The organism is Paenibacillus sp. FSL H7-0735 (assembly GCF_038008505.1).
Classification (GTDB): Bacteria; Bacillota; Bacilli; order Paenibacillales; family Paenibacillaceae; genus Paenibacillus_AQ; species Paenibacillus_AQ odorifer.
Genome location: NZ_JBBOZH010000001.1, coordinates 226335 through 238869 on the forward strand (window position 1 = coordinate 226335; position 12535 = coordinate 238869).

Here is a 12535-nt window from a genome sequence, read left to right on the forward strand (position 1 = left end):
AGCCAAACCCGTTTGATAAGGAAGGTTGACCCATGGCACCTACAATCAAGGATATCGCCAAATTGGCGAATGTATCGCATACAACTGTATCGAGAGCACTTAACAATAGTCCACTAATTAAAGAGGTCACACGTAAAAAAATTGCCGAGATCGCTGCGCAAGTGGGTTACGTCCCTAATTACAATGCCAAAAGCCTTGTGATGCAGCGATCCTATACCATTGGTCTGTTCTTCACGAGCATTGCCAACGGCACAACTTCTGGTTTCTTCTCTGATACGATTCGTGGTGTAAATAGGGTCATAGATGTAGAGTACAATCTGTTCATCCGTGGGATCGACGATTATGCGGATTACTCCTCTATTCATCGCAAACGTTTTGATGGAATTATTCTAATGAGCCAGAGTGAAGCTGATAATAAATTCATTTACCATGTTGTCCAGCAAGGCATTCCAATCGTTGTGCTGAACCGGGAAATTGATGACCGCTCCATTATCAACATCATCTCGAACGACCGGGAAGGTGCTTATAATGCAGGCAAATACCTGATCGAAAACGGGCATCAAGACATTGCAATTATTGAAGGTGTGGAGGGCTTTAAATCCACGCAAGAACGCAGAGATGGCTTTATAAAAGCTTTGATTGACCATAATATCCCTGTTCGTAATGACTACATGATAAGCGGTAGTTATGATATGCAAAGTGGATATGAGGCGATGGGCAAGCTGCTGGATCTCGAGAAGCCACCGACTGCTGTATTTTGCTCCAATGATGATATGGCGATCGGGGCTATGAAAGGCGTGTTTGAGCGAGGGCTGCAGGTGCCAAATGATATCTCTGTTGTTGGTTTTGACGACATTGGGTTTTCACTTTTTGCCAATCCTTCACTCACCACGGTCAAACGTCCTATTGAGAAGATTAGTGAGCAAGGCGCTCGCCAGCTGTTAAGCTTGGTCAAGGAACCCTCAGAAAAAGACGGGCGGATCTCGATCGAGACAGAGCTTATTGCCAGAGAATCAGTCAGGAAGTTGCAGAAGTAGAGGCTGCGCATAGCAGCCTAATCCTTTACCTTCGTAAAGGGTTGCTATCTAAAATTTGCATGTATTTAATCAATTAGTAATATAAATATGATTTTATATAGTTTATTTAACAAGTTTATCGTGTGCATTTACTATTAGGAGGCGTTAATATGAAAAGATTAAATAGTGATAATTGGACAGCTTACAAGCAGTATCCTGAGAAGGTTCTACAATTTGGCGAAGGCAATTTCATGCGCGCCTTTGTAGATTGGCAGATTCATACTATGAATCAAAAAACGGATTTCAATGGTGGAGTGGTTGTTGTACAGCCGTTGGCTAACGGACTGGCGGAAATGCTAAATGATCAGGATGGGCTGTATACCCTTTATCTGCAAGGCATTAAAGACGGAGCGGCTGTAAAAGAACACGAGGTAATTAATTGTATTACGCGGACGCTTAATCCCTATTCACAGCATGAGGAGTATATGAAGCTGGCTGAGAACCCTGAGCTGCGCTTTATCGTGTCTAATACTACTGAAGCGGGAATTGCTTTTGAAGCCGGTGACAAGTTAACCGATACGCCGCAGAGTAGTTTCCCAGGCAAGCTGACGGCCTTATTGTACAAACGTTATCAAATTTTTAATGGGGATGCTTCTAAAGGTTTTATCATCATTCCATGCGAGCTGATTGACCGGAATGGCGATGAGCTCAAGAAGGTTATTTTGAAATATGCTGAGCTGTGGAATCTTGGAGAAGGTTTTGTGAACTGGTTGAATGAAGCTAATACCTTCTGCTGCAGTCTGGTGGACCGCATTGTTCCCGGTTATCCAAGAGACAGCATTGCCGAGATTACAGAAGAGTTGGGTTATGAGGATAAGCTGGTCGTTGTCGGCGAGCAATTCCATCTTTGGGTAATTGAAGGACCACAGTGGATTAAAAAGGAGTTCCCGGCTGAACTAGCAGGTCTTAATGTGTTGGTGGTGGATGATATGGCCCCTTATCGGACTCGTAAAGTGAGGATTTTAAACGGAGCTCATACAGCTATGACACCCGTAGCGTATTTGTACGGTATTGATACGGTTGCTGAGGCCATTGAGCACGAAGAGGTTGGGGCGTACGTGAAGTCCTTAATCTACGATGAGATTATTCCAACGCTGGATCTGCCGGCAGAGGAATTGAATTCTTTTGCAGACGCGGTATTAGAAAGATTCCTAAACCCTTATGTGCAGCATTACTTGATGAGCATTTCCCTCAATTCTATATCGAAGTTTAAGACAAGAGATCTGCCTTCTTTACTGCAATATGTAGAGGCCAAAGGACAATTGCCTGAAAAGCTCGTCTTCTCATTAAGCGCATTAATTGCCTTCTATAGAGGACGCAGAGGGGAAGAAAACATTCAACTGGCTGATGATGCGGATATTTTGGAATGGTTCGCCTCCTTATGGGGAGGATGGGATGGCACAGACACCGGGCTGCGCGCACTGGCCGTCGAAGTACTTGCCGCAACCAATCGCTGGGGCTGTGATCTGAATGAAGTGGCTGGACTTACTGACAAGGTGACAGAAGGACTGATTGCGATTGAGAAAAATGGCATGAAGCAAGCCTTACAAGCGTTCGTGAAGAGACCGGCACACAACTAATACCCTGGAGGTGACAATGATATGATCAAGACGATGAAAGAAGTATTGCAGATTAATGAGGCTGATAATGTCGCTGTTGCACTTAAAGACTATAAAGCAGGCGACACCATTGTGATTGGTTCAAAAGAGATTAAAATTACTGAAGATATCGCTAGAGGCCATAAAATTGCACTATCCAGCATTAGCGAAGGTGAAAACGTATTGAAATATGGTTACCCCATTGGTCATGCTATAGCGTCTATCGCGCCGGGGCAGTGGGTGCATACCCATAACACTAAGACAAACCTAACAGGGGTAGAGGAATATACCTTTGAGCAGAAGCTGACGCCGAATCCTTTTGCAGCGGAGAATTTGACCTTTAAGGGATATCGCCGCTTTGATGGAACTGTAGGTATCCGCAATGAGCTGTGGATCGTCCCTACTGTTGGTTGTGTGAATGGAGTGGCGGAGCAGATCATCAATATTTTCAAAGCAGAGGTTGGGGATATCGCACCTTTCGATAACGTGCTCGTGCTTAAGCATAATTACGGTTGCTCCCAGCTGGGCGATGATCATGACAATACGCGAACGATTCTGGCTAACGCGGTTAAACACCCGAATGCGGGCGGCGTGCTTGTGCTCGGATTGGGCTGTGAGAATAACAATTTGCATATTTTTAAAGATATGCTTGGCAGTTATGATGAGGATCGTGTGCGTTTCCTTGTCTCCCAGGAGGTTGGGAATGAGATTGAAGAAGGCGTGAAGCTGCTGAAGGAAATCTATAATAATGTCCAAGGCGATCAAAGGGAAGAGGTATCACTCTCTGAGCTGAAAATCGGTCTGAAATGTGGAGGCTCCGACGGGTTATCCGGTATTACTGCGAATCCGCTCCTTGGACGTCTGTCTGATTATATGGCTGCTCAAGGCGGGACCACTGTACTGACTGAAGTACCTGAAATGTTCGGTGCCGAAAAAATTCTAATGGAACGTGCTGCGGACGAAAATATTTTCCACAAAATTGTCGATCTCATTAATGACTTTAAGCAGTATTTTATGGACTATAAACAGCCGGTATATGAAAATCCTTCTCCAGGGAATAAAGCCGGAGGGATTACTACGCTTGAGGATAAATCATTGGGTTGTACTCAAAAATCCGGGAACGCTACAGTGATGGATGTACTCAAGTATGGAGAGCTTATCACTAATAAAGGCTTAAATCTCCTTAACGCACCTGGCAATGATCTAGTGGCTTCCTCTGCACTGGCTGCTGCTGGCTGCCAATTGGTGATCTTTACGACCGGGCGGGGAACACCATTTGGTACATTCGTGCCAACGATGAAGGTATCTACCAATACCCCATTGTATGAAGGCAAACGTCACTGGATCGATTTTAATGCAGGTGTATTGGTGGAAGATGGTTCTCCAGATGAGGTCCTGCGCAGCTTCATAAACTATATTATTTCGGTGGCCAGCGGTGAATGGGTTAATAATGAAAAGAATAATTTCCGTGAGATCTCCATATTCAAAACAGGAGTAACGCTATAATAAATAATTAATTAATGACAGATCAGGCTGTCTCTTATGCTTTTTAAGCGTAGGGGACAGTTTTTTTTAGGTTCAAAGCATACATAATTCGTCTTTAAAAGAACGATAATTGCATTCTTGGAAATTAGTGATTGCAATCACAATGGTCCTGTACGGCCTGTGCTAATCTTTTATTGAGAATAGTTCTCATATAAAGGAGAAGAGTCAAATGGAAAAAGTGCTGAGTTTGGATGAATCTATATTCGAGATGGTATCACGGCATCCGGAGGTCATCGAGATTATGGTAGAGCTGGGCTTTAAGGATATTGCCAAGCCTGGCATGCTGCAGACCGCTGGCCGTTTCATGACCTTATCCAAAGGAATTAAGCTGAAGAAAATGGATCTCGAGCACGTGAAGGTAACTTTTGAACGTCATGGTTTCGAGATTATTTAATAAAGGAGTGTTAATATGAGCGAACTAATTAACAACCGTGAAGTTGATGTGCCGGAACAGACTCGTCGCCAGGCTATGCTTAAGGAAATTATTAAAGAGCTGCATGCAGGCAAAAGTGTAGAAGAGGTTAAGGCGCGGTTCGCCGAAGCTGTGGGTGATGTTACCGTAGCGGAGATTTCCGCGATGGAGCATTCATTAATGACCGAAGAAGGAATTCCGGTATCCGAGGTCCAACGTCTTTGTTCGGTGCATACAGCCATCTTTAAAGGCTCTATTGAGCAGATTCACCGCTCGTCTAAGCCCGAGGAGCAGCCAGGCCATCCAGTACACACCTTCAAATTGGAGAATCGTGAGATCGAAAGACTTGTTAACTTCCGCATGGATCTGCACGCAACAAAGTTTCAAAAGAACGATAGTGAGGAATTGATCTTCAAGTTGTTGGAGGATCTTAGCTTGCTGCTGGATCTTGATAAGCACTATAGCCGAAAAGAAAATCTGCTGTTCCCATACCTCGAAAAATACGGCATTTATGGCCCAACCAAGGTAATGTGGGGAGTGGATGATAATATCCGCCGTATGATTAAAGAGGCAAAAGCAGCGCTCAGCACTTATAGCGGAAACGCAGCAGAAATAGGCGTTCAGCTTGAGGAGATCATCAAGGAAGTTAATGAAATGATCTTTAAGGAAGAAAATATTCTACTGCCCATGGCCCTGGACAAACTGACGGAAGATGAATGGGTCAAAATCGCCCGGGAGAGCGATGAGATCGGGTTCTGCCTAACCGCACCGGAGCAGGAGTGGATCCCTGAGCGGGCTGCAGAGCCGGAAGGCGCAGTGCCGGAAGAAACAGAAGGAGCGACGCCGCAAGGCGGGTTCATCCGTTTTGAGACAGGGTTGTTGTCACTGCATCAGCTCGAGACCGTACTCAACCATCTGCCTGTAGATCTAACCTTCATTGACGAGAATGATGTCGTTCGATATTTTTCACACGGGAAGGAACGTATCTTTGCTCGAACTAAAGCGGTTATCGGCCGTACAGTACAGAACTGTCATCCCCCGCAAAGTGTTCATGTGGTAGAGAAGCTTTTGGAAGACTTTAAGGCAGGTCGTAAGGATGCTGAAGACTTCTGGATCAACATCAAGGATAAGTTTATCTACATCCGTTACTTCGCTGTACGAGACGAGTCAGGCCAATATATGGGCACGCTAGAGTTCACACAGAATATCGCTCCTATCCGAGCACTAGAGGGACAAAAGCGCATTTTATCAGAATAAATCGGTACGTTGGGTTATTTTCCAGATAATAATATAGGTACAAGACTCTCTTACTTAGGCGTAAGGGGGTCTTTTTAGAATATAATAGAGTATACTCTTAAAATAAGGAATTCCCGGGTGTGTTGTCTTTCCTTGACCACAGAGAGGGCTTCTATTATAGTTGGTACTTAGGATTAACTATTTTAGTATAAAAAAAGGTGGCTTGTTACATGTCTGAGAATATCTACGTTGGCGTGGATTTGGGTGGAACTGCAATTAAGGTTGGAATCTGTAATGCTGAAGGTACCCTGCTACATACTTATGAGGGACCTACAGGAACTGCAGAGGGTGTCGATACTGTTATCGATAATATCGAGAAGTATGTACGCCAAATTGTGGAGGATTCCCCGTACTCTTGGGATCAGCTTGCAGGTGTAGGAGCGGGTGTAGCCGGGTTCACAAATATTCGTGAAGGAATCATCATCCTTGCGCCTAACATAGGATTTAGAGATGTGCCGATCCGTTCCATTTTGGAAGATCGTTGGAACAAGCCTGTCAAAATAGACAATGATGCGAATGTGGCTGCACTGGGGGAAGCTTGGAGTGGTGCGGGACGTGGCGTTGATAACTGTGTCTGCTATACGCTTGGAACAGGTGTCGGTGGCGGAATCATTATTAATGGAAAGATTTATCAAGGTTTTGCGGGATTAGCTGGTGAGCTTGGACATATCACAGTAGTGCCGGATCTGGAAGCTATTCAATGCGGCTGTGGCAACATGGGCTGTCTGGAAACCGTTTCCTCCGCTACAGGTATTATCCGCATGGCTAATGATGCAGTAGCTCGTGGCGATCGTACTTCCCTCTCTATGGTAGAGAAGATTGCTGCGAAAGAAGTCTTTGATGCGGCTAAGGCTGGCGATGAAGTAGCTATCCGTATAGTAAATCGTGCAGCGTACTATCTGGGTAAATCCATGGCTTCTGTTGCGGCTGTGCTTAACCCTGAAGTATTTATCGTTGGCGGCGGCGTGTCTAAGGCTGGAGATATTCTATTTGATGAGGTTCGTCGTGTGTTTGCGAAATTGACACCGGCTCCGCTTCAAACTGGTGTTTCGATTATTCCAGCTGAGCTTGGCAATGACGCAGGTATTGTTGGGGCTGCCGGCCTTTTGCTGCGTTCTTAAAAGACGGGAAGTATTCATATACTAAATCTAGGGAGGGGACGCTTTTATGACCGAATTGGACAATACCCCAACGGCTGGAGCCACCCTGATTATTATTACGGGAATGTCAGGTGCGGGGAAGACAATTGCTGTACAGAGTCTGGAAGACCTAGGGTTCTTCTGTGTCGATAATTTACCACCGGTGCTGATTCCCAAGTTCGCAGAGCTAATTGAACAGTCGAAGGGTAAGATTGCCAAGGTAGCCCTTGTAATTGACCTGCGTGGTCGAGAATTCTTCACTGCTTTGTCTGAGTCTCTTGCCTATATCAAGGATGAGTCAACCATTGGCTGTGAGATCTTGTTTTTGGATGCTACAGATTCAGTACTTGTTCAGCGTTACAAGGAAAGTCGACGTCATCATCCATTAGCACCTAAGGGGCTGCCGCTTGATGGTATCAAGCTAGAACGTAAGATGCTTGAAGAATTGAAAAATTCAGCTACGTTATGTTTAGATACCAGCAGTATGAAGCCTGTGCAGCTTAAGGAGAAGATCATTTCACGGTTTTCGCATCTAGGAAAAAGTACGCTTTCCGTCAATATTACATCCTTCGGATTTAAGTACGGTATCCCTATTGATGCAGATCTTGTCTTCGATGTCCGCTTCTTGCCTAACCCACATTATGTGGACCATCTGCGGCCTAAAACCGGCCAGGATAGTGAAGTCTACGATTATGTAATGAAGTGGCCTGAAACACAGGTGTTCCTGACCAAACTGCTCGATATGCTTCATTTTCTAATTCCGCAATATCGTAAGGAAGGTAAGTCCCAGATTATCATTGGCATTGGCTGTACGGGAGGTAAACACCGTTCCGTAGCCATATCCGAGTATTTGGGTAAAATGCTGGGCGTTAGCGAGACGGAATCCGTAACCGTTAGTCATAGGGATTCCGAGCGTGATCGGCACTAGAGAGAAGGGGTCATAGTGGCTGAAGAACAAAGACAGCGTCCACGTATCGTCGTTATGGGCGGTGGCACGGGGTTATCTGTCATGCTTCGTGGTTTAAAAGAGAAGCCATTAGATATTACTGCTATTGTTACCGTTGCCGATGATGGGGGAAGCTCTGGTATTTTACGCAGTGAACTGCAAATGCCTCCTCCTGGGGACATCCGCAACGTATTGACAGCTATGGCTGATGTTGAGCCGCTCATGGCAGAGATTATGAGATACCGTTTCAACACGGGTGAGGGACTAGCTGGTCATAGTCTCGGCAACTTGATTCTTGCTGCGCTCACGGATATATCTGGCGATTTCGTTACGGCTGTTCGGGAGCTCAGTAGATTATTCGCTGTTCGCGGCCGGGTATTGCCTGCGGCCGGTGAAGCTGTAATCCTGCATGCAGAAATGTCGGACGGCACGATTATCACAGGGGAGTCCAAAATCCCTGAAGCTGGCGGGATCATCAGACGAGTGTCCTTGGAGCCGCCAGATGTAGAACCGTTGCCCGAAGCGCTTGAGGCGATTCGGAATGCAGATGCGATCCTGCTGGGTCCTGGCAGTCTGTATACGAGCATTCTTCCCAACCTGCTTGTTCCGAAACTGGCAGAAGCGGTTGTATCTTCGAATGCTATCAAAATTTTCGTCTGCAACGTAATGACTCAGCCGGGTGAAACGGATAACTATACCGTCAGCGATCATCTTCAAGCTGTATATGATCATATCGGGATCGATTTATTCGATTATGTTATTGTTAATGACGGTGAGATTCCGGAACAGGTCCAGACGAAGTACGCCGAGAAGGGCGCGCGCCCGGTGCAGCTTGATAAAGAAGCGCTGGATGGCAATGGATACAAGGTTATAGCCGATAAACTGGTTTTATTCCGAACTTATTTGAGACATGATACCGATAAGCTTAGCCATCACATTTATCAGCTTGTGCAGGATTGGATAAACAGAAACCCTAGGGTATAACTTATAGATGAGAATGAAGTACTTATCAAGAAAGAGGTGAGACCCTTGTCTTTTGCGGCCCTTACCAAAAAAGAGCTGACGATGGTGGAGAGTGAACCCTGCTGCGAGAAGGCGGAAATGTCAGCGCTTATCCGTATGAATGGATCTGTGCAGCTTTCAAGCAAAAAGGTTATTCTCGACATTTCGACGGAGAACGCCGCGATTGCAAGGCGGGTATATTCTTTACTTAAGAAATATTACCAGGTCCATATTGAGCTACTCGTGCGTAAAAAAATGCGTTTGAAGAAAAATAACGTCTATATCGTCAGAATTCCAAACCGTGTACAAGAGATCCTAAAGGATCTTAGAATTGTGTCGGAAGGATTTATTTTTACCGATGGTATTGATGATGAGATTGTTGGGAATAACTGCTGCAAGCGTGCTTATTTGCGCGGTGCTTTTCTGGCTGGCGGATCGGTTAATAATCCGGAAGGCTCCTCCTACCATTTGGAGATTTCCTCGATGTATGAGGAACATTGTAAAGCATTAGTGGATCTGGCTGGGGAATTCCACTTAAATGCACGCTGTATTGAACGTAAAAAAGGATTCATTCTTTATATTAAAGAAGGCGAGAAGATCATTGAATTCTTAAGTTTGATTGGAGCGCATCAGGCGTTGTTCAAATTTGAGGATGTAAGAATTATGCGCGATATGCGTAATTCCGTGAATCGGATCGTGAACTGCGAGACCGCAAATCTCAACAAAACAATAAGTGCTGCGGTGCGGCAGATTGAGAATATCAAGCTGTTGCAGCGAGAAATGGGACTGGAGAATTTGCCGGATAAACTGCGTGAAGTAGCAGAAATTCGAATGGCGCATCCAGATATCAACCTCAAGGAGGTTGGTGAAATGCTCAAAGGTACAGTCAGTAAGTCGGGAGTAAATCATCGGCTTCGTAAGATTGATGAGCTGGCGGACAAGGTTCGAGGCGGCTAATTACTTTTTTTCTAGTGTGGTTTACGTTATAATGATATAATAATATAAAATTAATGTGAAACTTTTGGGGAGAACTCAATTAGGGGGTAAGCGTTTCATGACAAAGCACCCGGTAGTTGTTCGGTTGAAGACAGGGCTTCATGCCCGACCGGCAGCATTGTTTGTGCAAGAAGCTAACAAGTTTTCGTCGGAGATTTTCGTGGAAAAAGATGATAAAAAAGTAAATGCTAAAAGTATTATGGGGATTATGAGCCTCGCTATCAGTTCCGGCACGGAGATTTACATTAGCGCGGACGGTGCGGATGCCGATCAAGCTGTAAACGCTTTGACAAGTCTGGTCAGCAAAGAAGAGCTTGAGAACCAATAATAGGAAGACAACATCGTTTCTGCTAGGAAGACTTTATTTATCGCATGACCAAAAGCCCTTCGGGGCTTTTTTTAATACCAAAAAATAGATTGAGACGTGCAACATTTACCAAAATGACTCGTCTAGAGGATAATAACAAATCACAAGAAATGAAAGGGGCTGGCAAATATGAAAGGTTTATTGAAGAAAATTGGTTCAGTGATGATCGTAGGGAGCTTGTTAATTGGAGGGATCAGCATGAGTGGTGTTTTCCAAGGTCCTGCAAAGGCTTACGCAGATGAAGTGCAGAAAAATGTCGTTAGTGTAGTAGGTAAAGGCGAATTGTCCCTCAAGCCGGATATCGTATACTTGACCATCGGTGTGGATACTACGGCCACAACTGCGCAAGAAGCGCAGAAGACCAATGCCGCTAAAATTCAGAAGATTATGACTTTACTGAAGAATACTTGGAAAATTGCAGATAAAGATATTCAAAGCACGCAGTTTTATGTGCAACCCAATTATAGTTACAGCGAAAAAGAAGGACAGCAAGTGAAGGGGTACAACGCCAATCATACGCTGTTAGTGTCTTATAGAGATCTGACCAAGGTTGGTGAATTGCTGGACGCTGCATCTGCGGCAGGGGCGAATAATATCGGAAATGCACGTTTTTCTGTGGAAGATACTTCTGCATTTGAAGCTCAGGTGATTGAAAAAGCGATGGCGAATGCAGATGTTAAAGCAGGGGCTATTGCTAAGGCAGCTAAACGCAGCTTGGGTCAAGTGATCACGGTCAGCCAAAATGATGGCGATGTCACTCCGGTTTATTTTGAACAGAATCTAAAAATGAATATGGCTGCAGCAGATGCTGGTGCAAGCACATCCGTGCAACCCGGAGTAGTTAAAGTTACAACTCAGCTAAGCGTAATGTATGAATTGAAATAGTATCAGAACAAGGTGAATGCAGAGAGGAGAGGTGATCTTCCACTAGTAATAGTGGGGGGCGCCTCTTTTTTTGTGTAAGTTCTCTACGATTCTGTTTAATAAATTGGAAAGGAGAGGAAAAATAAGATGATGAATATTATTTCAAAAGAATCAGTACGCAAATGGGGCATAGGTCTGATGTCGGCAGGTTTATTGTTTGGTGGAGGTCTGCTGCCCAGCGAAACGGGTTATGCAGCAGCTAGTAAAACGGAGAATAAAGCTATTGATTCGCGTATCGTTTTAAAGGCAAACGGGATAAATTCGTTACAGGAAGGTATTTTGAAGGAAGGACAGGCCTGGATTCCCATAACTTTTATGCGAGATGTGTTGGGATTACCGCTTGCGTATGATAAGAAGGAAAATGCATACATGATTGGAAAAGGATCGGCCAAGGCGAAGTTGATGTTATCCAGTTACGGTACTTCTGTGTGGGTGAATAACTATTTCATTCGAGAGTATGAAGGGAAGTTAATTAATAATCGCCTCTACGTTCCATCAGGTTTGTTAAATGATTATATGGGTTATAAGGTAGATTGGAGTCGGGCCGCCAGTAAGCTGAATGTGGTGAACAGACCGCAGAACGCGCTGACGGTAACCACGGAAACTTATGCTAAAGATCGGACAGAAGCTTTTATTCAGCTTGATTATCCGAAGATCAGTGGATTGGGCAATTCCAGTGCGCAACAAGCTATTAATAATACTTTGAAGGAAAGTGTTATGAAATTCGCGGCGGGTGCAGAACAGGATATCTCCGATCGAGATGGAGCAGAGCCCAAATACACCTATGATTCAGGTTATGTAGTGACCTACAATCAGAATGGTGTGATCAGCATAGTGATGCATCAGTATAGCGATACGGGCGGCGCTCATGGAATGACTAACCGTGAGGCATTCACCTTCTCGCTTAAAGATGGTAAACGTCTATTGTTGGGCGACCTGTTTGGAGCTAATCCAAACTACAAAAAACAGCTGAATGCTAAGCTGAGCAAGCTGCTGAAGGCAGAGGATAGTTATTTGGGAGGATTCAACGGATTGAATACGGAGAAATATTTCTATCTGAAGGATGACAAGGTTGTTCTGTTCTTCCAATTATATGAGTACACAGCGTATGCTGCAGGCTTCCCTGAGTATACCTTTAGTTTCAAAGAGCTTTTGCCGGATGACAGCAGCCCGTTTGCTGGCATGAAATAAATGGAGATACCTCGTCTCCGCTAATGTCAGCACAAGGCATCTC

General features: G+C 44.8%; 12 protein-coding genes. All 12 read left to right on the forward strand.

Translation table 11 applies throughout. From position 1 onward, the window contains the following. The first annotated feature begins 32 nt into the window (after positions 1 to 32). The 12 genes from NSS82_RS01110 (at position 33) to NSS82_RS01165 (ending at position 12492) form a co-directional block, all read left to right on the forward strand. A complete protein-coding gene (locus tag NSS82_RS01110; RefSeq protein WP_076105201.1) occupies positions 33 to 1037 on the forward strand; it encodes a LacI family DNA-binding transcriptional regulator in 1005 nt (334 codons plus the stop codon). Positions 1038 to 1186: 149 nt separating this feature from the next. Then, a complete protein-coding gene (locus NSS82_RS01115; RefSeq protein WP_076272822.1) occupies positions 1187 to 2656 on the forward strand; it encodes a tagaturonate reductase in 1470 nt (489 codons plus the stop codon). 33 nt (positions 2657 to 2689) lie between these two features. Further along, positions 2690 to 4180, forward strand: coding sequence for a UxaA family hydrolase (locus NSS82_RS01120; RefSeq protein WP_076272831.1), 1491 nt, complete (start codon positions 2690 to 2692; stop codon positions 4178 to 4180). 208 nt (positions 4181 to 4388) lie between these two features. Beyond that, entirely contained in the window at positions 4389 to 4613 is a 225-nt protein-coding gene (locus NSS82_RS01125) for a DUF1858 domain-containing protein (protein WP_076272821.1), read from the forward strand. Positions 4614 to 4628: 15 nt separating this feature from the next. Further along, positions 4629 to 5888, forward strand: a complete 1260-nt coding sequence (locus NSS82_RS01130) for a DUF438 domain-containing protein (RefSeq protein WP_076105203.1) — start codon at positions 4629 to 4631, stop codon at positions 5886 to 5888. A gap of 209 nt (positions 5889 to 6097) precedes the next feature. After that, positions 6098 to 7048, forward strand: a complete 951-nt coding sequence (locus NSS82_RS01135; RefSeq protein ID WP_036687097.1) for an ROK family glucokinase — start codon at positions 6098 to 6100, stop codon at positions 7046 to 7048. A 46-nt stretch (positions 7049 to 7094) separates the two neighbouring features. Then, positions 7095 to 7994, forward strand: coding sequence for an RNase adapter RapZ (rapZ, locus tag NSS82_RS01140; protein WP_036687099.1), 900 nt, complete (start codon positions 7095 to 7097; stop codon positions 7992 to 7994). 54 nt (positions 7995 to 8048) lie between these two features. Beyond that, positions 8049 to 8996: a gluconeogenesis factor YvcK family protein gene (locus NSS82_RS01145; protein ID WP_169744815.1), complete on the forward strand. Its 948-nt coding sequence runs from the start codon at positions 8049 to 8051 to the stop codon at positions 8994 to 8996. A 45-nt stretch (positions 8997 to 9041) separates the two neighbouring features. Continuing rightward, positions 9042 to 9971: a DNA-binding protein WhiA gene (whiA, locus tag NSS82_RS01150; RefSeq protein ID WP_036687104.1), complete on the forward strand. Its 930-nt coding sequence runs from the start codon at positions 9042 to 9044 to the stop codon at positions 9969 to 9971. A gap of 97 nt (positions 9972 to 10068) precedes the next feature. Next, positions 10069 to 10338, forward strand: coding sequence for an HPr family phosphocarrier protein (locus NSS82_RS01155; RefSeq protein WP_036687106.1), 270 nt, complete (start codon positions 10069 to 10071; stop codon positions 10336 to 10338). A gap of 168 nt (positions 10339 to 10506) precedes the next feature. Then, positions 10507 to 11262: an SIMPL domain-containing protein gene (locus NSS82_RS01160; RefSeq protein ID WP_036687108.1), complete on the forward strand. Its 756-nt coding sequence runs from the start codon at positions 10507 to 10509 to the stop codon at positions 11260 to 11262. Between the two features lie 126 nt (positions 11263 to 11388). Further along, positions 11389 to 12492, forward strand: a complete 1104-nt coding sequence (locus NSS82_RS01165) for a PdaC/SigV domain-containing protein (protein WP_076272820.1) — start codon at positions 11389 to 11391, stop codon at positions 12490 to 12492. The last annotated feature ends 43 nt before the right edge of the window (positions 12493 to 12535 follow it).